Raw genomic sequence first — 22067 nt, forward strand, 5'->3', positions numbered from 1 at the left:
ATTAATTGGAATATTTGCAAAAGGAGAAAGACCGTGATGACTGCTCTGATGGTTCTTATTGTTTTAAGTTTGTGTTTTACCTTATTTATCCAGCAGGCTTCCATTGCGGTTTGGACAATAAGTTTTACTGTATTTGCCCTTCTACTTCTTAAGTATGCTTCTTTAGGAATTATTGCCAAGACCGGGATTTGTCTGTTATTTGCTCTCTTTTTAATCGGTTCTATAAAGCCCTTGCGTAAAAACTTATTATCCAGTTTCTTATTTCGTGCCGTAAGCCGAGTCATTCCTTCCATGTCTAAAACCGAACGGGAAGCTCTGGAAGCTGGAACAGTTGGCTGGGAGGGTGACTTATTCAGCGGCTCTCCTGATTTTGAAAAATTACGCTCTTCATTAGGAGTATCTCTTAGTGAAGAAGAGCAGGTTTTTATGAATGGGCCGGTAAACGCATTGTGCCGTATGATAGATGATTGGGATATAACGCATAACCGTGCCGATTTGCCGCCTGAAATGTGGGAATTTATTAAAAAACAAGGCTTTTTAGGGATGATTATTCCCAAACGTTATGGCGGATTGGGTTTTTCCGCCACAGCGCAAACGGCGGTATTGAGCAAGCTTTATGGGCGCTCGATCACCGTTGCTTCCACTATTGCGGTACCCAATTCATTAGGGCCTGGTGAGTTGTTGCTAAAATACGGGACAGAAGAGCAAAAAGAATATTATTTACCACGCCTTGCTGATGGTCGGGAAATTCCCTGTTTTGCATTGACCGGTCCGAATGCTGGCTCGGATGCTGCTTCCATCCCGGATAAAGGCGTGGTATGCAAGGAAACAATAAACGGTAAAGAAGTTTTGGGAATACGCTTAAATTGGGACAAGCGCTACATAACTTTATGTCCGGTTGCTACCCTGATTGGTTTAGCTTTTCGTTTGTTTGATCCCGATAACTTGTTGGGCAAAGGGTATGATGTGGGCATCAGCTGTGCTTTAATTCCCGAAAACACGCCGGGAGTTACGAAAGGCAGACGGCATTTTCCGTTGAACATCGTTTTTCAAAATGGACCTACACAAGGGAAAAATGTATTTATCCCGGTCGATTATTTAATTGGCGGTGCAAAAATGGCAGGGCAAGGCTGGCGGATGTTAATGGAATGTCTGAGTGCAGGACGTGCTATCTCCTTGCCATCAAGCGCTGCCGGCGCTACGCAAGCAGCAGCTCTGGCTTGTGGTGCTTATGCGAGAATACGCAAACAATTTAATCAACCTATTTCCAAGTTCGAGGGGATAGAAGAAGTGTTGGCGAGGATTGCCGGCAATACTTATTTGATTGATGCCGCATTGAGTATGACGGTTGCCGCCATTGATCATGGCGCAAAATCAGGGGTTGCCGGTGCTATTTTAAAATACCATACCACAGAGCGGGCTCGGCAAATTGGCTGCGATGCCATGGATATTCATGGTGGCAAGGGTATCTGCCTGGGGCCTAATAACTATTTGGGCCGTGGTTATCAGGGCGCACCGATTAGCATTACTGTTGAAGGGGCAAATATTTTAACGCGCAGTTTGATTATATTTGGTCAGGGCGCTGTACGTTGCCATCCTTATGTGTTCAAAGAAATGGAAAGCATCCGCACTAAGGATTTAAGTGCATTTGATGATGCCATTTGGGGGCATGCAGGCTTTATTTTTGCGAATTTCAGTAAATCCCTATTATTCAATTTTACCGATGGCCATTTTACACGGGCACCCACCGGTACAACAAAACGCTATTATCAATTAATCCACCGCTACAGTAGCAACCTGGCATTTTTGGCTGATTTTTCCTTATTGGTTTTGGGGGGAGCGCTCAAGCGCAAGGAAAGAGTTTCAGCGCGATTGGGAGATGTGCTCAGCTATTTGTATTTGGCATCCGGGGTTTTACAGCGTTTTTATTTGGATGGTGAGCCAAAAGAAGACTTGGTTTTAGTGGATTGGTGCTGTCAGCATTTGTTTTACGAATGCGAGCAAGCCATTAATGGGGTCATAGCAAACTTTCCCGCACGCTGGAGTCGTATCTTCTTAAAATGCATGGTGCAGCCTTTCGGTGGCAGACGTAGCAAGCCTGCTGATGCACTTGAGAAGCAGTTAGCTCATTTACTAACCACCTCTAATCCAGCTCGCACGCGGCTTACCCGCACTGTATTTTCCGAACCGATTGAAAATTGCCCTTTAGGAAGACTGGAAGAAGCATTCCACAAAATAGGTGCCGTCGCGGGCTTGGAAAAGAAAATTTCCTCAGCCATCCGCGAAGGCAAGCTCCATTCTTTAACATTGCTTGAGCAAATTGAAGAAGCAAAAGAATTGGGCATCCTTTCTCCTGATGAAGTCAAAGAATTAAAAAATGCTGAATTGGCGCGTCAACAAATCATTGCCGTGGATGATTTCGATAACAGCGAGTTGAGGCATGAACCGAAAAAGGAAGAGGTAAAGAAAAAGAAAATACGCGATAAAGATGATTTAACCTTTGAGCCGGTATAAGTTTCAGGTTACCGGTAAAACGGTAACCTGAAGCAGACGTTGAGCCTATATCCTCACTGCTAAAATCCTTTTAGTGTTTTAAGGTAGGCGTAGGAGACGATTCTCTAATTACCTGTTCATCTTTGGCGGCTGTTTTTTCCACAGGTTTATCGCCAATTTCCTGAACTTGCTCCAGCATGGCTTGGCCATGAGACTTCCAGAAAGCAAATGTACCTTTCGTGACTTTTGAATAAATTCCCAGGGTGACAATATTAAGTATCGTTTCTAAAAAGCGATCTTCAGCTGGTAAGCCGCGATGTTTTTTCAAAATATCTGCGTAAGTCTCACCACTCCCATATCGTTTAGAACGAAGCGCCAGCATATCATTGATTTTTTCCTCTGCGCCTTTGCTGGAATTTAATGCTTGCTCCATCTCCGTTACTATTCTGTATTTTCGCAGACCTTCATAAAGGGCTGGATGCTTTTCTTGCACAACGGCAGCGTTAACATCCTCTCCAGTTATGCCGTATTTTTCCGTAGTGGATGTATCAGCCCAGTATATGGAAAGGCCGTTACTGAATGGTCCCCCTAGTAATGCAGTAGTCAAAGATGGATATTTTTTTTGCTCTTTTTCTTTTTTTTCTTCATATGCTGCAAGCACGTCTTCTGGTAATTCCTTGGCAAGCTTCTCGATACTTGCTTCCAGATGCGCTTTATAATCTTGGCAAGCTAATTTTAATAATTCGACTTTACGCTCGATGGAAATGGCTTTGGACATGTGCTTCACCTCAAATTATTTCTTACTATTATAAAAAATAATTATTAAGGCAATATGATGTATATTTTTACTGAGTGTGATTTTTATGATAAAAAAGGATAAGCCGAGGTCACTAAAAAGCCCTAAAGAACAATATTAAGACAAAATGAAGATTATTCCGATAAAGCTTCATCCGGCATCGTTACATTAAGTTCCAAAACGGCGCTATCGCCCATGCGCTCCAAATTGACACTCACTTTGTCACGGCTTATTGGAATGTATTTCGCAATGACTGCGAGGATTTCCTCCTGCAGTTTGGGTAAATAATCGGGCGTATTACGCTGGGAGCGCTCATGAGAAATGATGATTTGTAATCGTTCTTTCGCAACTTTTGCCGTACTGGTGCGTTTACGTAAATAATTAAAAATACTCATGCTGGAACATCCTCCTTGTGTTTGCCAAACAAGCGCCGTAATAATCCTTTACGTTCGTTGCTGATAAAGCGCATGGGTCTTTCTTCACCAAGAAATCGGGCAATTGCATCTTTGTAAGCAAGCCCGGCATCGCTATTTTCATCCAAAATAACTGGCGTACCTGTGTTGGAAGCTTTTAATACGGCTTTGGATTCCGGGATAATACCAATTAAAGGGATAGCTAAAATTTCCTTTACGTCCTGAACCGACAACATATCGCCTTTTTCAACCCGCTCGGCGTCATAGCGGGTGAGTAAGAGATGCTCTTGGACGCCTTGCCCTTCTTTCGCCCGCTTGGTTTTGCTGGCAAGAATGCCCAAAATTCGATCGGAGTCGCGCACCGAGGAAACTTCGGGGTTGGTGACCACAATGGCGTGATCGGCATAATACATTGCCATTAATGCGCCTGTTTCAATGCCGGCCGGAGAATCGCACACAATATAATCAAAATCCTTGGCTAATTCAGTCAAAACTTTTTCCACACCTTCAAGCGTCAAGGCGTCTTTATCCCGTGTTTGTGAAGCGGGTAAAATGTAGAGTTCAGGAATGCGCTTGTCTTTTATGAGTGCTTGTTTCAAGGTGGCATCACCGTTAATGACGTTTACGAAATCATAAACCACGCGACGCTCACAACCCATGATGAGATCAAGATTGCGCAGCCCGATGTCAAAGTCAATCACGACCGTTTTATGTCCGCGCAGTGCAAGACCGGATGAAATTGCCGCAGAAGAAGTAGTTTTACCTACGCCGCCTTTGCCTGATGTAATAACGATAATTTTAGCCAACGCTGAACCCTTCCTGTTAGTTGACAAAATGGTACAAAAAATATGCCTCCAGTTTACACATACTTGTTTGTTTTATTCAACTGTTTATTGTATTAAATTATTCCAAAAGCTCATTCCTGTATTGGCTAAGGGACGATTAGCTTTTGTGACTGGATATTCTTCTTAAAATATTCCTCGGCTATGCGTGCTGTTTGCGGCAATGCAGGATGCCGTATGATCAGCGAAACTCACGAAATATAATTATCTTTTTACTCGTCTTATATTTATTGCCCGCGACAAAGATTGTATAATGTCTGGTTAATTTTAATTAACAGGAGGTGGTATGCCACTTTCCATTATTCAACAAGCGTTGACTTTTGATGACGTTTTATTAGTTCCTGCTCATTCCACCATTCTTCCTAAAGAAGTTTCTTTAAAAACACGTCTAACAAGAGAAATTGAATTAAACATGCCTTTAATCTCTGCTGCAATGGATACCGTTACAGAATCCAGGTTGGCAATTGCCATGGCGCAAGAAGGGGGGATTGGTATCATCCATAAAAACATGAATATTCACGCGCAGGCGGAAGAAGTAAGGCGTGTTAAGAAATTTGAAAGTGGCATGGTAAAAGATCCCATTTCGGTGCCGCCCTCGCTTACTGTGCAGGAATTATTGGATGTCATGGCAAAACATAATTTTTCCGGTGTACCTGTCGTTGAAGGAGAACGATTGGTCGGTATTGTCACCAGCCGGGACATTCGTTTTGAGACGAATTTATCTTTGCCGGTATCTGCGGTGATGACGCCAAAAGAGCGCCTGGTTACCGTAAAAGAAGGGGCAAGTCGTGAGGAAATCCGCAGCCTCTTGCACAAACATCGGCTGGAAAAGTTACTGGTGGTGAATGATGCATTTTGTCTGCGCGGTTTGATCACGGTTAAAGATATCCAGAAGGCTAAAGAAAATCCTTTCGCTTGTAAGGACAGCTCGGAGCAATTGCGAGTTGGGGCAGCAGTAGGCGTAGGCGAAGGAACAGATGAACGCGTGGCGGCATTAGTAGATGCTGGCGTAGACGTTATCGTAGTCGATACGGCACATGGCCATTCTCAAGGCGTATTGGACAGGGTGAAATGGATTAAAAAGAACTTTCCTGATGTGCAAATTATCGGTGGAAACATTGCCACGGCAACGGCAGGCATGGACTTGGTCGCTGCAGGTGCTGATGCAGTAAAAGTTGGCATTGGCCCTGGCTCTATTTGCACCACCCGCATCGTAACCGGCGTTGGGGTGCCGCAAATCACAGCCATTGCAAATGTTGCTGCGGGCCTCAAGGGGCAGGTTCCAGTCATTGCCGATGGCGGCATCCGTTTTTCCGGCGATATATGTAAAGCATTGGCAGTCGGTGCAAATACGGTCATGCTAGGGGGGATGTTTGCTGGTACGGAAGAGTCGCCTGGGGAAATTGAATTGTACCAAGGCCGCACTTATAAAGGGTATCGTGGTATGGGTTCCATCGGTGCAATGGCACAAGCGCAAGGTTCAAGCGATCGTTATTTTCAAGATGCTGCGCAAGGAGCTGAAAAATTAGTGCCGGAAGGCATAGAAGGCCGCGTGCCGTATAAAGGACCAGTGCAAACCATCATCCATCAAATGCTTGGAGGATTACGTTCCTGTATGGGATATACCGGGTGCAAAACCATTAAGGAAATGCATGAAAAAGTGGAATTTGTGCGTGTGACTAATGCTGGCATGCGCGAGTCGCATGTTCACGATGTCAGTATCACTAAGCAAGCCCCCAATTATCAGGTTGATTCCTAAGCTCACGTTAAGAGAATACACCCTTTATTTAAGAAAGTTTTAATATGAAAAATATCAAACAAAAACCCATTATTATTCTCGACTTTGGTTCGCAGTATACCCAGTTAATCGGCCGTCGCATTCGCGAAATGGGCGTTTATTGTGAAATTCACCCGTTTGACGTGGAGGAGAGCGTTTTGCAGGCATTAGCTCCCTGCGGAGTCATTTTGTCAGGCGGGCCCTCTACTGTGATTCACGACGCCAATCCGCGCGCGCCATCCTGGATCTTTGCGGCTGGTATTCCGCTTTTGGGTATTTGTTATGGCATGCAAACCATGGCTGTACAGTTGGGAGGGCAAGTTGAATCTTCCGCTATTCGAGAATTTGGTTACGCTGAGTTAAGGTTACATGGCCATAGCCGGTTGCTGAGCCATATTGAAGACAGTGCAACAGCCGAAGGCGCTGCTCTTTTGGATGTATGGATGAGCCATGGCGATAAGGTCACCGTGCTGCCTCCAGGGTTTAAAGTCATTTGCGAAACCCGAAATGCTCCCATAGCCGGCATGGCGCATGAAACGCGTCCCTGGTTTGGATTGCAGTTTCACCCGGAAGTTACGCACACGTTGCAAGGTACACGTATTTTACAACGATTTGTAATTGACATTTGCCAGGCACAAACGAACTGGACTTCGGATCATATTATTGAACAGGCAATTGCCAAAATCAGGCAGCAAGTGGGCGATGATCATGTGTTGCTCGCTTTGTCCGGTGGTGTGGATTCTTCGGTGGTTGCCGCTTTGTTGCATCGAGCGCTTGGCGAGCAATTGACTTGTGTTTTTGTGGATACGGGATTATTACGCCTCAATGAAGCCGAGCAAGTCATGACCATGTTTGGCCAACACATGGGCATTAAAATCATAGCGGTAAATGCTGAGGAAAAATTCCTAAAAGCCCTGCAGGGGGTTACTTGTCCTGAAACCAAGAGAAAAATTATCGGGCGAACGTTTATTGACGTGTTTGAGCAAGAAGCCAAGCGGCTTGATAAGATAAGCTGGCTCGCGCAGGGAACCATCTACCCCGATGTAATTGAATCCGCTGCGACGCACATAAAAGGTGGAGCCGAAGTGATTAAATCGCATCATAATGTCGGCGGGTTGCCTGAAGTGATGAATTTAAAGTTACTGGAACCCATCCGGGAGTTATTTAAGGATGAAGTGCGCAAAATAGGTTTGGAACTTGGATTGCCTTATGAAATGGTTTATCGGCATCCATTTCCTGGCCCTGGTTTGGGTGTTCGCATTTTGGGCGAAGTTAAAAAAGACTATGCGGATATTTTACGGCAGGCAGATGCTATATTTCTCGACGAATTACGGGCTGCGGGCTTATACCATGAAGTAAGCCAGGCTTTTGCCGTTTTTTTACCGGTACGCAGCGTAGGTGTCATGGGAGATGGTCGCCGTTATGATTTTGTTATTTGTTTACGTGCAGTGAAAACGATTGATTTCATGACAGCGGAATGGGCTGAATTACCCTGGAATTTTTTAGCGCATGTTTCCAATCGTATTATTAATGAAGTAGCTGGAGTTTCCAGAGTGACTTATGATATTTCCGGGAAACCGCCGGCTACCATTGAGTGGGAATAATGGTAAAAGATGATATTTTTTGGATGCGGCAAGCGTTGCAATTGGCACAAAAAGCAAAGGAGCAGGGAGAGATTCCCGTAGGCGCTGTGTTGGTCAGCAGGGATGGCGAATTGTTAGGGGAAGGTTGGAATCAAGTTCTACAAACCCAGGATCCTTGCGCTCATGCAGAGCTTATGGCCATCCGTACAGCAGCAAGCTGCCTGCAAAACTATCGTTTACTAGATTGCACTCTATACGTTACTCTGGAACCTTGTTGCATGTGTGCAGGTGCTATGGTGCATGCGCGCATTAAGCGCCTGGCATTTGCCACCCGCGATTTAAAAGCAGGAGCGGCTGGTTCTGTCTTTAATCTCCTGCATGGGTATCCATTAAACCATAGGGTGCAAATTGATGAGGGTTTTTTACAAAAAGAATGCGCTGATTTGCTGAGTAATTTTTTTGAAGCACGCCGATGATTCACATGTTGCTTATTTCCACAATAAGCTTGTGGCGAAGCGTGTTTTGTTCTTCCTGGGTTAACAGCATCCCAAGAGGATTCGTTATTGAAAACATGTCTTCCACTCGCTCCCCGGCAGTCGCAATTTTAGCGCTGTGCAAGTGAATTTTTTCCCGCAGAAACACATGGCTGATTCTTGCCAGCAAGCCAGGTTTATCCGCAGTGATTAGAAACAGGCACGTGAGGTTGTTTTCTTCATCTTCGGTAAAGGTAATTTGAGGTTTTAATTTAAAATGCGCCTGGATTCTTGAGATCCGCCGTTGGGAAATATTGGGAAGATGTTTAGCATGCAATTGCTTGGTTAGATCGTGCTGGACTTGCACTGTTTTTTGCTCATCGAGGAATGCTTGATCATTTTCATTCAAAATAATGTAGGTATCTAAATCAAATTGATTGTCGCAAGTTAAAATGGTTGCTTCCTGAATGGTGAGATGATGATTGTTAAGTACTGTAGTGGTCACGGTGAAGCGTTCATCACGATGCGGCATGTAGATGAATACTTCCGTCCCTCCCTGGCTGTGATGCGGCATGATCATGACTAATGGAAATTGTTCGCAAGTTAAGATAGCTTTTGTGTGCCTTGCAATCACTTCAGAAGATTCGTGTAAAAAATATTTGCTTTTAAAAAATTGCCATAATTGATTTACCTTTTTTTTCTGAATAGGTTCTGCCGATAAAATAGTTAATGCTTCTTTTTGGCGCGAAGCAACTAAAGCTGCTTCATCCAGTAAAGTTTTTTTCTGCTGCATGGCTTGCTTTGTATTGAAATATAATTCTTTTAGCAATGAATCCTTCCATGCGTTCCACAATCCCGGGTTTGTCCCGCAAATATCTGCCACGGTTAACAGATAAAGGTAATCAAGATAATGTTCTTCAGGAAATTGTTTGCAAAATTGTTGAATGGTTTTTGGGTCATAAATATCTTTGCGTTGGGCAGTATGTGACATTAAAAGATGGTTGCAAACCAGCCATATCAAAAGCTCTTTGTCCGCTTTACTTAATCCATGCAGTTCCGAAAACTTTTTTGCTTCTTCGGCAGCCAAGAGAGAATGATCTCCACCGCGTCCTTTTGCAATATCATGAAAAAGGGCGGCAAGATAAATTATATTGCGCATGGGCAGCTGCGACATAAGCTGATTGCATAAAGGGAATTGCCGTGCATAGTTTGATTCTAAAAACCGCCCCAGATTACGGATAACGAATAAAGTATGCTGATCCACCGTAAAAACATGGAAAAGATCATATTGCATCTGACCGGTGACCATGGCAAACGCTTCAAGATAGTAATCCAGTACACCATAGCGGCTCATAAGCTGTAGAGCATTGTAAGGATTATTTTCAGTTTGAAAGATTTCAAGAAATATTTTTTTTACAATTGTGGATGCACAAAATCGTCTATCAATTAAATAAAGATGTTGCCTAATCAGGCGCACGGTACTGGCCCGAATACCGTCAATGTCAGGAGTTTTGGCAATCCACAAGAAAATTTCTAACAGCGTGTATGGTTTTTGCGCAAACAGCTTGGCATGCTTTATTTCGATGTAATCATTGGCTAGCTGGAAGGACTCATTTAAAGGAATGAGTTTTTGCTTCTGGTGGTAAACAATGGTTTCTGCAAACCATTGCTGCAGCATTTCGTTTAATTCACGGCTACGCTTGAGTATTTTAAAATAAGCTTTCATAAATTGTTCAATGGCGAGGGATTCGGCATTATCTTGATAATTAAACAAAGCAGCCAATTTGATTTGATGATCAAATAGCAGGCGATCTTCTTTTTTTTGCGCGATTAAATGCAAAGCGAAGCGAATGCGCCACAAAAAATGCTGGCAATGCATCAGCTCTTCATATTCTTTCGAAGTAATAAACCCGTAGTGGATACCATCTGAGAAGTGTTTGACAGCAAAGTGGCGCTTGCTGATATGAGCCAAAACTTGGATGTCGCGTAATCCGCCAGGCCCGTTTTTGACATTCGGTTCAAGGTTGTAGGCGGTTTCTCCGTATTTGGCATAACGCTGCCCCTGTTCTTTTTGTTTGGCGAAAAAAAAATCTTCGCTTCGCCACATGTGCAGGGGATGAGTCTTGTATGTTAATTCTTCCATTAAAGCGCTGCGCCCAAACAGCAAGCGCATATCGAGAATGCTTGAAATAACACTCAAATCCTCGTTGGCCAATTCAGCGCAAGCAGCCACCGTTGTAATTTGGTGACTCACTTCAAGTCCTGTATCCCAACAATCCTGGATGAATAATTGGGCTCGTTGTATGAGAGCTTGATCCGTCGGCTCCTCATGCAACAATAACAAATCAATATCCGAGTAAAGTTGCAACTCACGCCGACCATAACTTCCTAAAGCTAATAAACAAATCGCATTGTTTTGCCCAAGTTCATGCTTATGGAAGAGAATTCCCAATAATTCATCAATCCCTGTAACCAGCTTTTGCGTAAGTGAAACAATGTTTGTTTTTTGCAAAAACTCTTGCCGCAACTCTTCCTTGAATTGCTTAAGGCGCTGCTTTAAGGAAAGTTTATCGTTCTTCGTTCCGTAAAGTGAGGATTTCAACTCCATGTTCAGTCACCAGTAAAGTATGTTCCCATTGTGCTGAAAGGCTGTGATCTTTCGTGACAACCGTCCAATTATCAGGCAGCAGGCGAGTTTGATATTTACCGGCATTAATCATCGGTTCGATGGTAAAAGTCATGCCTGGGCGCAATACTTCCCCGGTTCCTGGCGTACCGTAGTGCAAGACTTGCGGGTCTTCATGAAAAATACGGCCAATCCCGTGGCCACAATATTCACGTACGACAGAGCAGCGGTTTTTTTCCGCATGCTGCTGAATCGCATGCCCGATATCCCCCAAGCGAACCCCTGGCTTTACCAGGTCGATGCCAATAAAAAGACATTCATGGGCGATTTTAACCACATGCGCTGCTTTGATGGAAGGGGTGCCAACCAAGAACATTTTGCTGGTATCGCCATGATAGCCATCTTTAATGACGGTGATATCAATATTAATGATGTCACCGTTTTTTAATGCTCTTTTGCCGGGAATGCCATGGCAGACAACATGATTGATCGATGTACAAATGGATTTGGGAAAACCATTATAATTTAAAGGGGCAGGGATCGCTTTTTGTTCATTTACAATGTAATCATGGCAAATGGAATTCAATTCATCCGTAGTAATACCTTCCTGCACGTGCGGGCCAATCATCTCCAATACTTCGCCCGCCAGGCGTCCAGCCACCCGCATTTTTTCAATTTCATCCGCTGTTTTAATTGTTACTGCCATAGTTAAATCCGCAAAAACTTAAATAATAACATAATGAAAGGAACAGCAGAATCTTACTTTGCCAGCTTATTCTCATGGTTAAAGCAAGTAAAGAGCAATTCGGCGAGTCTAAGGCAATCAGTGGTTTGGCCAGTAGTGCAAGAGCGGCCCAAAGATATTTAAAATAGAGTTATGTTGTGCCCCCACGCAGGCACGTATGAAATATCTTTGTCGATTCTGCCCAAATATTTAACTATTGCACGTAAATTGCTATAATTAAGCTATTAAAAACTCTGGAAATGCTCATGAGACAGTATTATGAAAACTGGTTCCTTCGTTTTTTAAGGTGGCCGAAGGAGAAGCTTTTTGGTTTGGATTATCATTATTGGGCTTACAGAAATTCCTATGCTGTTGAAAAGCGTGAGCCAATAGACAATTTTTTTTATAAAATTCCTCTGTTTTTTTTGTATTTACTGTTTAACCCGATTGCTTTTATTGTGGAAAAGATTAATCACTTATTGTTTCCTTTCCAGGTTCTTAATCCCGAACAGCAAGCGTTGGTGGAACATAATAATGTCATAGCAGATAACCAGAATGATAAATTGGCAAAATTTCATGAGGCCGAGGAAGAATTATTCTTTGAAGTTATAAAATTACAAAGTAAATTTACTTGTGAGGAAGATTGGAAAGAACCGAAGTTGCTTAATGAATTTAATTCATTGTTTACAAAGTCAGCTCATAATTTTCTCTATTTCATCCATGTCGTTAAAGATGCAGTTAAAAAAGACGGCATGCAAGATGTGGCTATTAGTTTGTTGTATTCTACTCATCGCCAGAATCAAAATTTAGCACACGAAGGCGCTTTTTCTGCATTCGTGGAGCTTTATCATTTTGCCAGGAGTAAAGCGTGTTTTTCAAGCTTATGCACGCAAAAAAGTTTGACCACTGTTGAGCCTAGCCGGCAGTTATTCTCGACAACTGTCGACTATGATGAGTACTGGGTACTTGAAAAACACCCTGAATTTTTGCAAGAAGGAACGCTGCAAAATAGCTGGCGGTTAATGTTTAACACCTGTGTGGAATTATTTGAAAAAGAAATCAAACCTCATGGCGAAATCATAAACATGATGATTGACACACAGGGTGAAGTAGTTAAAAACCGGTTTTTTCGCTGGTTATGTAAAGATGAACCGGTAAATTCAAATCGTGAATCCCCTTTTATACCATACCCTCTTAACGGTGAAAGATATCCATGTTATAGTGATAATCCTTCCTATATTCTGGGCAACATGGAACGCGGATCTACTCCAGAATTTAAAGCCAAAGTGAAGGCATTTTATCAGAGTCCTGCATCTTTTTTTAGTTCTGGCCACACTTTCTTCTCTGTTTCTCAGGTTAAAAAGGTGGATGCCGAACCAGAAGCAAGCCACAGCATGAGCCCTAACTGATAGCTTAGGGAGAGTAGATGGATGCTGGTTTTATTCCAACGGCAACTTTGCTTGCTAAATTGATGCTGGAGAAGTGTCGCAGTGGTGTGAAATTTTGGCAATATATACTGATGGTAATCAAAAAACACGTAGAGGCAGAATCCTGCCTCTACGCTAAACAGATGGATTAATCGTCGTGAGAATCATCATCCATTTCTTGGGATTTCTCTTGTTCCCACTTGTCCATCATGGCAGCAAATTTTGCTTTTTGTTGAGCATCTAAAACATTGTAAATTTGATTTTTCATCATGATCTTAGCTTTCATTTTAGAAGCCATTAATTCTTTTTTCTGGTTAATCAATTGATCAAGCTTTGCTTCATCCATTTTTTCTGAACGAACAAGCTCTTTCATTTGTTTCTTCAGGGACATCATTTCTTCGCGCTTGGCTTGCATATTGGATTTTGCATTATCTTTAATTTCCTTGATTTTGGTTTGCTGCTCGGGCGTCAGGTTAAGCTCTTGCATCATCTTTTTCATATGCATGCACGTGCAGTGACCATCACCTTTGTTAGCAAAAGTAACCGGGCTAAATGCCAATGAAAGGGCAAGCAATGGCAATAAAATAATTTGTTTCATCATGTTTATCTTCCTTAGGTTGATTATTTATTCTTTATAAAATTATCTCTTTGCACGGCAATTACAAAGAGTAAACCGTGACGCACTTAGTATAGACATAATTCCAGATTTGCCAAGATATAAGGCTGGTACAGATAAGTGATGAAGAGGTAATAAGCCATCATTGCAAGAACTTATAGGTCATGTAAATGACTTGTCTTCAATATAAATTGCTGCCACCCGTTGATTGTGCTATGATTCCCGCGCTTTAACTACACACACGCTTCGTCACATGCGATAGGGTCCTGAGGATTTGCTTTAGCAAAGTCTTGCGGGTGTCGTATGGGAAGTGTGGAGGCCTAACCCTGGAGAATATAAATGTCTGTAAGTATGCGTGAATTATTGGAAGCAGGTGCACATTTTGGTCACCGTACCCGGTTTTGGAACCCTAAAATGTCTGAGTACATTTTTGGCTCCCGCAATAAAATCCACATCATCAATTTAGAAAAAACCATGCCCATGTTAAACGATGCGCTTAATTACATTGGTCGTTTAGCTGCTAACAAGGCAAAAATTTTATTTGTGGGCACCAAAAGAGCTGCTCAAGAAAGCATCCGCGAACAAGCTAGACGTTGTGGCATGCCTTATGTTGATCATCGTTGGCTGGGTGGCATGTTAACCAACTACAAAACAGTTCGCCAATCTATTTTCCGTTTGAAAGAATTGAAGAAAATGCGTGATGATGGTGCGTTTAATCACATGATTAAAAAAGAAGCGTTGATGTTGACTCGTGAACTGGAAAAACTTGAGCGCAGCCTTGGTGGTATAGAAGACATGGGCGGCTTACCAGATGCCTTGTTTGTAGTGGATGTCGGTTTTGAGCATATTGCTGTAGAAGAAGCCCGTCGGCTGAAAATCCCCGTTATTGGTATTGTAGATACCAACAATGATCCAGACAATGTGGATTACGTCATTCCAGGTAACGACGATTCCATGCGTGCAGTTGATATCTATGTTCGCTGCGTTGCGGATGCCATCATTAATGCGCAAAGGGGCAATACAGTAGGTAACATGTCAGCGGATGCAGAATTTGTTGAAGTTCCTACTGAAAAGGAAGGAAAAGAATAATTCTTTCCTACGGCATTAGTGAGCATAATTTGCTTATGCTCACTAATGTACATAGTCTAATTTTTATTATCCCTGTTCATTTAGACTACTAGTTTAAACTGATAACGAAATACTGTAGCCGGCAACCTTATTAGGGGTGAAGGGATACATGTAAACTTTCCCAATAACGCAATTCCGCTACAAATTTGATGATACGGAGAAGAATATGGCAACAATCAGTGCTGCATTAGTTATGAAGCTGCGTGAGCTCACCGGCGCAGGTATGATGGAATGCAAAAAATTCTTGATTGAAACAGAAGGTGATATAGAAAAAGCAATTACGGAAATGCGTAAAGCCGGTCAAGCCAAAGCAGATAAAAAGGCAGGTCGTATTGCTGCAGAAGGTGCAATCGTAATTGCACGCGCTGCCGATGGTCGCCGTGCTGTGATGATGGAAGTAAACAGCGAAACCGATTTCGTTGCACGTGACGTTAATTTCAATAATTTTGCCAACCAGGCTGCAGAAACAGCGTTAAACAGTCAAGCAAAAGATGTGGATGCCATAGCGAATGAAGGATTGGCCGGCGGTAGCAGTACAGTCGAGCAGGCACGACAAGAATTAATTGCAAAAATCGGCGAAAACATCAAACTGCGTCGTTTGCATCCGATGGAATGCGATGGCGTTATCGGCCATTATTTGCACGGCAGTAAAATTGGTGTGTTGGTTGCATTGAAAGGTGGAGATGAAAACCTGGCAAAAGACATTGCCATGCACATCGCTGCAAGCCGTCCTATTGTGGTCAGCCGTGAGCAGGTTCCCGCCGATGCGATTGAAAATGAGCGTGAAATATTCCAGGCACAGGCTCGTGAAAGCGGTAAACCGCAAGAGATCGTTGATAAAATGATTGAAGGCCGCATCAGTAAATTTATCGATGAAGTCAGTTTGCATGGCCAACCTTTTGTAAAAGATCCAAACAAGAAAGTTGGGCAATTGTTAAAAGAGAAAAATGCAGAAGTGACTTCTTTTGTGCGTTTCGAAGTTGGCGAAGGAATCGAGAAGAAGGAAGATAACTTTGTTGCGGAAGTAATGGCACAAGTTCGCGACCAAGAATAAGTTTCGTCATTAATTGATTCTTACATTTTTTAGATATTAAGCCCCCTTGCTGTAGATGGTAATTATTCTGCGGCAAATTTGGGGCTTTTTTACGAGTGAACTTTCATGAATGACAATCAACCAAAACTAAAATATAAACGCATAGTATTAAAATGCAGCGGCGAAGCCTTGATGGGCAAAGCACAATTTGGTATCGATCCTGCTATTTTGGATAGGATGGCTAAAGAAGTTGCCGAGCTTATCCAAATGGGCGTTGAGGTTGGTTTAGTTGTTGGCGGTGGGAATTTATTTCGCGGCAAGGCATTGTCGCAGGCAGGATTAGGACGGGTTACCGGCGATCACATGGGTATGCTGGCGACTGTGATGAATGCTTTGGCTTTGCGTGATGCGCTTGAGCGCATTGATTTACCTGCGCGTATTATGTCGGCTATCCCAATGCTTGGAGTTGTCGATCCATACCACCGCCGTAAAGCAATGACGCATTTGCGTAATGGACATGCAGTCATTTTTGCTGCAGGCACAGGCAATCCTTTTTTTACAACGGATTCGGCTGCTTGTTTACGGGCAATTGAAATAGGGGCGGATATCGTATTGAAAGCAACAAAAGTTGACGGCGTTTATTCAGCTGATCCTCTTAAAAATCCGGAAGCGATACGCTATGATTTCTTAACTTATCGCGACGTGTTAAGTCAAGGCTTACAAGTGATGGATTCAACCGCAATTTGCTTATGTCAGGAGCAAGGGATGCCATTACAAGTGTTTAATATGTCAGAACCCAACGCATTAAAGAAAATTGTTACCGGCGAGCGGGTTGGAACTATCATAGGAGCAAACCATGAGTGAGGATATCAAACGCGACGCTGAAAAGCGCATGAAAAAGGCCGTGGAATCGCTGCAGCATGAAATGGCTAAAATCCGTACCGGAAGAGCCAATGCAAGCCTTCTTGATCATATACAAGTTGATTATTACGGCAGTCTTACCCCGTTAAACCAGGTAGCCAATGTAACCAGCAGCGATGCACGCACATTGATGGTTACTCCTTGGGATAAAAGCATGATTGCTGCAGTTGAAAAAGCGATTTTAAATTCAGATCTCGGTTTAAATCCTGCTACTGCTGGTACAGCTATACGCGTTCCCATGCCTGCTTTGACGGAAGAGCGCCGTAAAGAAATGATTCGCATCGTCCGGGCGGAAGCAGAACAAGGACGCGTTTCCATAAGGAATATCCGTCGCGATGCAAACAACCAACTGAAAGATTTGGTTAAAGAGAAAGCCATTTCTGAAGATGATGAGCGCCGTGCCAATGAAGTAGTGCAAAAGTTGACTGACAAGTACATTGCCGAAGTGGATGCAGTCTTGGCGGAGAAAGAAAAAGATTTAATGGAAATTTAATCTGGTAATACAATAAATACATACAGACTGGTCATCCCTGCTAAGCTGGCCAGGCTGTAAATTTTGCTAATATTCATACTGGAAGCTATATCTCTGCTACATGTCCCCACCTAGGCTCCCAAAATAGTTTTTTTAATTCCCCACTTTTTCTAAGCGTTTCTAAATAAGGCGATAAGGTTGCAGTACGGCAGGCAAGGATAATTAAGTTTGCTGTGTTTTTTACCGGTAAAGCAATTAAATTACCATTAAACTGTGTATGGATGTGACGAAATATGCTCCAATGTTCATTTATATTGGCTAGATTTACGGCAAGGATGCCGTTTTTATACAGTAAATTGTAACAAGCATTGAAAAATTTAGGTGTATTGCAATGCGACGGGAAAGAGTGGGCTTCATATAAATCAAGGAGTACATGCTGGTAACGCCGCGTATGTTGCTGCACAAACAAGTTTGCATCTTCCTGCAACACGTGCAGATTCTTGATTTCACCAGCCATAAAATACTTATAAGCTATATGGATGACTTCCGGATTGTTTTCTACTGCAAGCATGCTAAGCGATGGGAATAGCGGCGCCAGCGCATGCGCAACGCCGGCACCTCCCAAGCCAAGCAGACAACAGTCGGCAGGTTGCGTGCGGACAGCAAAGGTTAAATGCTTTATATAGCTTAAACCAGGCTTTGCCGGGTTGCGGCGGTTGATCATACTTTGCAGGGAGTCGCTTCCTAAAGTTAACCACCGGTAGAATAAATTCTGATGTACTTTTGCCCCATTTGGCGTTGCAAAAATACACTGTCCTGCTAGCGTCTTCCACATATTAGCATTGGAATGGGTAAATAGAGCCTAAATCAAGTATAGATGTTAGCTCATCAAGTGCGGTAAAACATTCGGTGATTAAAGCTGGATCATCCAATTCATCGGCATGCAATTGCGGGCGGTAATGTTTGTCTATCCAAATCTCCAGGGTATCCAGTAATGCATCGGTTACAATCACACCAGAATGCATGGCCGCCAATTCTTCTTCGTTTAAAAGCACACGCAGCCGCAGGCAGGCAGGCCCTCCGCCATTGCGCATGCTTTGCTTTAAATCCATGTAATGCGCCATGGTTATTGGATTGCTGGCATCGGCTAATAAAGCGTCAATAAATGACTTGATTTGTGTATGTTGCTCGCACTCAATAGGAGAAATTAATGCCATGTGTTTTTCACGGGTATTGGCAGCAGGCAAAGTGACCAACTGGGAGTTAAATAAATAACTATTAACTGCATCCGCTATCGAAATTTGTTTTTGATTCACTTCAATAAGGCAGAGCGGAAAATCAGCCATGGTTTTCAACTGCTGCAAGATTTTCTTTTGGTGTAGCAAGGCTTCTTCATGCAAGAGCATGACAAATTCATTCGCAACGCCAATCACATCATTATGGAAAACCCCCTGATCGATGGCTTTGGGGTTTTGGCAGGCAAACAAAACGCGTTGCGGGTTAAGCAGGTGGTTGCGGGCAATGGCTTGCGACGCTTCCAGGGTTTGCCGGGCAGGGTAGCGCAAAGGTGCAGGATAAGAATTGTTAGCAGGCAATGCTTGTTTTCCATACACAAAGAAATTTATCCCTGCCACACCATGCTCGGCGCATAAACGGTTATGGTTGGCGGCCCCTTCATCACCCATGGTCACGGTGCGTGGCAAGCATTCATGATGTTGAAAATACCGTTCATCAGCAAATATCTTTTTTAATAGTTTCGCTGAAAAATCAGCTTCCTGGCAGCGATGCAGATTCGTAATTAAATTCGCTGCGGTAAAATGAACGCGTTGATCTGCTGTATCCAGACTGGAACTCACGGTGGCTGTATTCGCGGTCCACATGCTGGCCGCAGAATAACAAGCGCTTAATAAGCCTGGATCAGTCATTTTGGCCTTGCGCACTTGCTCTGCAGGAGCGCCGGTAAAACCTAATTGGCTTAGCAAATGCAAATTGGGTCTTTGCTGTGGGGGCAGCAAGGCTTGTTTTATCCCCAAATGATGCAGTAAGCGCATTTTTGTAATGCCTTGCCGTGCTGCCGCGGCTGGATTAGCAAGGGTAAACGCGTTTGCAGTAGAAGCAATATTGCCCGCTGCCAAACCGGCATAACTATAGCTTGGGCCAACCAGCCCATCCATATTAAGTTCATATACCTTCATCGTATTTCGTCGCCAGGGATGCCTGGCAGCCATTGTGCAGGGGGTTGTAATTCACTTTGCTCCAGGCTTGCTATGGGATAGGCACAATAATCGGCTGCAAAATAAGCGCTGGGTCTGTGATTACCACTATGGCCTATACCGCCAAACGGCAAATTGCTTGCAGCACCTGTTGTCGGTCTGTTTAAGCTTAATACGCCGGCGCGTATTGTGGCAAAAAAATGCTGATAATGGTGTTCATTATCGCTTAACAAACCTGCCGCCAAACCGTAACGCGTTTGATTCGCCAAAGTTAACGCTTCATCAAAATCCCGATACCGGTAAACTTGTACAAAAGGCGCGAAAATTTCTGTATCGGGCGGATTATTGACTTTGGACATGTCCATAATCCCTGGGGAAAGAAAACCAGTGTTTTCACGCAGCAAAGTCATGGGCAATAAAGAGATCCCGCCTGCTTCTTGTAGATGTTTTTGTGCAGCGAGATGGGATAAGGCATGTTCATAACGAATCACCGGCCCCATAAAGGGCTCAGGTTGTTCATTAAACTTACCTATCTTCACTTGCTGACAAAGCTTGATAAACTTAGCAAGAAATTCATCCCCTTTCTGGCTATCCGGAATTAACAGCCTGCGTGCACAAGTACAGCGTTGTCCTGCAGTAATTAGCGTTGATAAAAGGGTATAATAAAGTGCGGCTTTAATATTATTAACTTCATCAAGAATTAAGGGATTATTGCCGCCCATTTCCAAGGCCAGGATCACTTCAGGCCGCTCACTGAATTGTTGATGAATCTTTAATCCAGTCTGATAGCTTCCTGTAAAAAAAACACCCTGAATATCCTGGCTCAGTAAAGTTTTCGCGGCTTGTGCCTCCCCTTGTATGCAATTGAAAACCCCGGCCGGTAAATCGCTGTCATGCCAGCATTCAGCAATAAGCTGCGCTACGCCTGGTGTTAACTCACTGGGTTTATAAACGATGGTGTTGCCCGCTAATAGCGCCGGGACAATATGGCCATTGCTCAAGTGAGCCGGGAAATTAAATGGACCGAGAACCGCGACCACTCCATGGGGTTTATAACGAACATAACCTGTAGCATCAGCATTGCTGACTTTTTTTTCGGCAGTTCTTTCTTCATATGCTTTAATAGATAAGCTAATTTTACCGATCACGGCATTGACTTCGGTATCGGATTCCCAAAGCGGCTTACCTGTTTCCAGTGATATAAGTTGAGCAAGTTGTTTACGTTTTGCTGCAACATGCTGGGAAAAATTTTGCACACGTTTGACCCGTTCGGCGAAAGGAAAATTTGCCCAGTGTTGCAAGGCTTGCCTTGCAGCTGCAAAAGCAGCGGATACTTCTTCATGCGCTGCCAATCGGCCTTGCCAAACACTGGAGCCATTTGCCGGATTGATTGAATCAAGAGCCATGCCCGTACCTGCAACAAATGTCCCGTTGATATAATGCGATGGCTTATTTTTTAGCAGGTTGTTTATCATAACCTTCCTTGTTTGACAGGATGTTTTCATCAAGTTGCAGCGGCACGATCCGAACCGAATCACCGCTTTGGACTTCTAATATTTCAGCTGTTTCTTTGCTGAGGATGCAATGATTGTTTTCATTAAAAATAACTTGACTAATGGTAGCACGAAAATCGAGCTTCGTATTGGCGACGATAAAACGCTTGCCGCATACATCATCAATCAGATTTTTCACAATGTAAACGCGGCTTGCTGCGGTACTGCGAATTGCGGTTTTGGGTGCCTCCAAAGTTGGGCCTGCGTCAAAAATATCAACGTAGTGATTAAAACGAAATCCTTCACGCAATAAAATATTCATGGCAGCTAGACTCGTTTCATGTGGTTTACCAAGGACTGCTTGCGCAGCGCTGGGTAAAAGTTTTATATACACCGGATTTCTTGGCATTAAATCCGCTATAAATTGTTTATTGGTAGAAAGTGTTAATCGATCCGCTTCCGCAAAGCTCATATGAAAAAAATGACTGCCTACTGCATCCCAAAATGGGGAGTCGCCTTTAGCATCGGAAATTCCGCGCATTTCTGCAATTACGGTCGTGGCGAAGCGCTCGGGATATTGTGCCATGAACAGGAAACGTGCGCGGGAGAGCAACAAGCCGTTGCTGGTGTGGCGATAATCTGGACGTAAAAAGAGCGTGCAAATTTCACTGCATCCCTGGTAATCATTCACCAGGCTTAATACTTCATAATCCGTTCTTATATTCAGGGAATGGCACATACGTGTGCGTTTTGAAACCTTATAGGAATAAAAAGGTGAATCATGTCCAATATAAGCTTCAATGGCTGAAGTGCCCACCACTGTTTTTTTATCCAAATCTTCAATTACAAATAAATAATATTCATTTTCTGGATGTTCAACGGTTTTATTGAACGAATACGTAGCCCAGGAGAGACGTTTGCGCAATAATTCCTTATCTTTTGGAAGGGTTGTAATGCCTATGCCGCTTTCTTCCGCAAGATGGCAAATCGCGACGAGATCTTTCTCTTTGGCACTGCGAAATAACATCATGGTGACA

General features: G+C 43.4%; 20 protein-coding genes. 10 read left to right on the forward strand and 10 right to left on the reverse strand.

Translation table 11 applies throughout. From position 1 onward, the window contains the following. Positions 1–33 precede the first annotated feature (33 nt). On the forward strand, positions 34–2514 hold the full coding sequence (locus ELY11_RS04305; protein ID WP_126953560.1) for an acyl-CoA dehydrogenase: 2481 nt from the start codon (positions 34–36) through the stop codon (positions 2512–2514). Positions 2515–2584: 70 nt separating this feature from the next. On the opposite strand, the gene ELY11_RS12725 is transcribed toward ELY11_RS04305, so the two are convergent. From ELY11_RS12725 to minD, 3 genes are all read right to left on the reverse strand, one after another. Beyond that, a complete protein-coding gene (locus ELY11_RS12725; protein WP_126953561.1) occupies positions 2585–3271 on the reverse strand; it encodes a hypothetical protein in 687 nt (228 codons plus the stop codon). A gap of 152 nt (positions 3272–3423) precedes the next feature. Next, positions 3424–3684, reverse strand: a complete 261-nt coding sequence (gene minE, locus ELY11_RS04315) for a cell division topological specificity factor MinE (RefSeq protein WP_126953562.1) — start codon at positions 3682–3684, stop codon at positions 3424–3426. Next, on the reverse strand, positions 3681–4508 hold the full coding sequence (minD, locus tag ELY11_RS04320) for a septum site-determining protein MinD (protein WP_126953563.1): 828 nt from the start codon (positions 4506–4508) through the stop codon (positions 3681–3683). The genes minE and minD overlap by 4 nt, the downstream gene beginning before the upstream one ends. 322 nt (positions 4509–4830) lie before the next feature. On the opposite strand from minD, the gene guaB reads away from it, so the two are divergent. From guaB to tadA, 3 genes are read left to right on the forward strand one after another with little or no spacing between them, the layout of a single operon-like run. Continuing rightward, positions 4831–6303, forward strand: a complete 1473-nt coding sequence (gene guaB / locus ELY11_RS04325; protein ID WP_126953564.1) for an IMP dehydrogenase — start codon at positions 4831–4833, stop codon at positions 6301–6303. 44 nt (positions 6304–6347) lie between these two features. After that, on the forward strand, positions 6348–7925 hold the full coding sequence (gene guaA, locus ELY11_RS04330; RefSeq protein ID WP_126953565.1) for a glutamine-hydrolyzing GMP synthase: 1578 nt from the start codon (positions 6348–6350) through the stop codon (positions 7923–7925). Next, positions 7925–8380 carry a tRNA adenosine(34) deaminase TadA gene (gene tadA / locus ELY11_RS04335; protein WP_126953566.1) on the forward strand — a complete coding sequence of 152 codons (456 nt, stop codon included), beginning with the start codon at positions 7925–7927 and terminating at the stop codon, positions 8378–8380. The genes guaA and tadA overlap by 1 nt, the downstream gene beginning before the upstream one ends. Before the next feature lies 1 nt (position 8381). Here the strand turns inward: tadA and glnD are convergent, their stop codons facing one another. Together glnD and map are read right to left on the reverse strand one after the other, a co-directional pair. After that, positions 8382–10985, reverse strand: coding sequence for a [protein-PII] uridylyltransferase (glnD, locus tag ELY11_RS04340; RefSeq protein WP_126953567.1), 2604 nt, complete (start codon positions 10983–10985; stop codon positions 8382–8384). Beyond that, the gene (gene map / locus ELY11_RS04345) at positions 10945–11709 is read right to left on the reverse strand and encodes a type I methionyl aminopeptidase (protein ID WP_126953568.1); all 765 of its coding nucleotides are present in this window, start codon (positions 11707–11709) and stop codon (positions 10945–10947) included. The genes glnD and map overlap by 41 nt, the downstream gene beginning before the upstream one ends. A gap of 284 nt (positions 11710–11993) precedes the next feature. Between map and ELY11_RS04350 the strand changes: the two genes are divergently transcribed. Beyond that, the gene (locus ELY11_RS04350; RefSeq protein ID WP_127032588.1) at positions 11994–13136 is read left to right on the forward strand and encodes a hypothetical protein; all 1143 of its coding nucleotides are present in this window, start codon (positions 11994–11996) and stop codon (positions 13134–13136) included. A 17-nt stretch (positions 13137–13153) separates the two neighbouring features. After that, positions 13154–13306, forward strand: a complete 153-nt coding sequence (locus ELY11_RS12395; RefSeq protein WP_158614988.1) for a hypothetical protein — start codon at positions 13154–13156, stop codon at positions 13304–13306. On the opposite strand, the gene ELY11_RS04355 is transcribed toward ELY11_RS12395, so the two are convergent. Next, positions 13303–13755 (reverse strand): Spy/CpxP family protein refolding chaperone, encoded by a 453-nt coding sequence (locus tag ELY11_RS04355; protein WP_126954308.1) that lies wholly within the window; start codon positions 13753–13755, stop codon positions 13303–13305. The two genes, ELY11_RS12395 and ELY11_RS04355, sit on opposite strands and share 4 nt — an antisense overlap. Before the next feature lie 354 nt (positions 13756–14109). On the opposite strand from ELY11_RS04355, the gene rpsB reads away from it, so the two are divergent. The 4 genes from rpsB to frr all read left to right on the forward strand — a co-directional run bounded on the left by rpsB (position 14110) and on the right by frr (position 17345). Continuing rightward, positions 14110–14859: a 30S ribosomal protein S2 gene (gene rpsB / locus ELY11_RS04360; RefSeq protein ID WP_127032589.1), complete on the forward strand. Its 750-nt coding sequence runs from the start codon at positions 14110–14112 to the stop codon at positions 14857–14859. A gap of 205 nt (positions 14860–15064) precedes the next feature. Next, positions 15065–15952: a translation elongation factor Ts gene (tsf, locus tag ELY11_RS04365; protein WP_126954310.1), complete on the forward strand. Its 888-nt coding sequence runs from the start codon at positions 15065–15067 to the stop codon at positions 15950–15952. A gap of 105 nt (positions 15953–16057) precedes the next feature. Beyond that, positions 16058–16795, forward strand: coding sequence for a UMP kinase (gene pyrH, locus ELY11_RS04370; RefSeq protein WP_126954311.1), 738 nt, complete (start codon positions 16058–16060; stop codon positions 16793–16795). Then, on the forward strand, positions 16788–17345 hold the full coding sequence (gene frr, locus ELY11_RS04375) for a ribosome recycling factor (protein WP_126954312.1): 558 nt from the start codon (positions 16788–16790) through the stop codon (positions 17343–17345). Before pyrH ends, frr begins: the two co-directional genes overlap by 8 nt. A gap of 85 nt (positions 17346–17430) precedes the next feature. Here frr and ELY11_RS04380 read toward each other — a convergent pair whose 3' ends face one another. The 4 genes from ELY11_RS04380 to ELY11_RS04395 are packed head-to-tail and all read right to left on the reverse strand — an operon-like array spanning position 17431 to position 22060. Beyond that, on the reverse strand, positions 17431–18159 hold the full coding sequence (locus ELY11_RS04380; protein ID WP_127032590.1) for a spermidine synthase: 729 nt from the start codon (positions 18157–18159) through the stop codon (positions 17431–17433). A gap of 1 nt (position 18160) precedes the next feature. Continuing rightward, positions 18161–19519 carry an N-succinylarginine dihydrolase gene (gene astB / locus ELY11_RS04385; protein ID WP_127032591.1) on the reverse strand — a complete coding sequence of 453 codons (1359 nt, stop codon included), beginning with the start codon at positions 19517–19519 and terminating at the stop codon, positions 18161–18163. Continuing rightward, positions 19516–21012 (reverse strand): succinylglutamate-semialdehyde dehydrogenase, encoded by a 1497-nt coding sequence (gene astD, locus ELY11_RS04390; RefSeq protein WP_127032592.1) that lies wholly within the window; start codon positions 21010–21012, stop codon positions 19516–19518. Before astD ends, astB begins: the two co-directional genes overlap by 4 nt. Then, positions 20987–22060, reverse strand: a complete 1074-nt coding sequence (locus tag ELY11_RS04395; RefSeq protein ID WP_126954316.1) for an arginine N-succinyltransferase — start codon at positions 22058–22060, stop codon at positions 20987–20989. Before ELY11_RS04395 ends, astD begins: the two co-directional genes overlap by 26 nt. Positions 22061–22067 lie beyond the last annotated feature (7 nt).

The organism is Legionella septentrionalis (assembly GCF_003989745.1).
In the GTDB taxonomy this organism is placed as follows: Bacteria; Pseudomonadota; Gammaproteobacteria; order Legionellales; family Legionellaceae; genus Legionella_A; species Legionella_A septentrionalis.

Excerpts from the sequence above, each read along its gene's own strand:
- astB (WP_127032591.1), bottom strand. The coding sequence starts at position 19,519 with ATGAAGGTATATGAACTTAATATGGATGGGCTGGTTGGCCCAAGCTAT.
- astD (WP_127032592.1), bottom strand. The coding sequence starts at position 21,012 with ATGATAAACAACCTGCTAAAAAATAAGCCATCGCATTATATCAACGGG.
- ELY11_RS12725 (WP_126953561.1), bottom strand. The coding sequence starts at position 3,271 with ATGTCCAAAGCCATTTCCATCGAGCGTAAAGTCGAATTATTAAAATTA.
- tsf (WP_126954310.1), top strand. The coding sequence starts at position 15,065 with ATGGCAACAATCAGTGCTGCATTAGTTATGAAGCTGCGTGAGCTCACC.
- rpsB (WP_127032589.1), top strand. The coding sequence starts at position 14,110 with ATGTCTGTAAGTATGCGTGAATTATTGGAAGCAGGTGCACATTTTGGT.
- pyrH (WP_126954311.1), top strand. The coding sequence starts at position 16,058 with ATGAATGACAATCAACCAAAACTAAAATATAAACGCATAGTATTAAAA.
- minE (WP_126953562.1), bottom strand. The coding sequence starts at position 3,684 with ATGAGTATTTTTAATTATTTACGTAAACGCACCAGTACGGCAAAAGTT.
- tadA (WP_126953566.1), top strand. The coding sequence starts at position 7,925 with ATGGTAAAAGATGATATTTTTTGGATGCGGCAAGCGTTGCAATTGGCA.
- ELY11_RS04350 (WP_127032588.1), top strand. The coding sequence starts at position 11,994 with ATGAGACAGTATTATGAAAACTGGTTCCTTCGTTTTTTAAGGTGGCCG.
- ELY11_RS04355 (WP_126954308.1), bottom strand. The coding sequence starts at position 13,755 with ATGATGAAACAAATTATTTTATTGCCATTGCTTGCCCTTTCATTGGCA.
- ELY11_RS04395 (WP_126954316.1), bottom strand. The coding sequence starts at position 22,060 with ATGATGTTATTTCGCAGTGCCAAAGAGAAAGATCTCGTCGCGATTTGC.
- ELY11_RS12395 (WP_158614988.1), top strand. The coding sequence starts at position 13,154 with ATGGATGCTGGTTTTATTCCAACGGCAACTTTGCTTGCTAAATTGATG.
- frr (WP_126954312.1), top strand. The coding sequence starts at position 16,788 with ATGAGTGAGGATATCAAACGCGACGCTGAAAAGCGCATGAAAAAGGCC.
- map (WP_126953568.1), bottom strand. The coding sequence starts at position 11,709 with ATGGCAGTAACAATTAAAACAGCGGATGAAATTGAAAAAATGCGGGTG.
- glnD (WP_126953567.1), bottom strand. The coding sequence starts at position 10,985 with ATGGAGTTGAAATCCTCACTTTACGGAACGAAGAACGATAAACTTTCC.
- ELY11_RS04380 (WP_127032590.1), bottom strand. The coding sequence starts at position 18,159 with ATGTGGAAGACGCTAGCAGGACAGTGTATTTTTGCAACGCCAAATGGG.
- guaB (WP_126953564.1), top strand. The coding sequence starts at position 4,831 with ATGCCACTTTCCATTATTCAACAAGCGTTGACTTTTGATGACGTTTTA.
- guaA (WP_126953565.1), top strand. The coding sequence starts at position 6,348 with ATGAAAAATATCAAACAAAAACCCATTATTATTCTCGACTTTGGTTCG.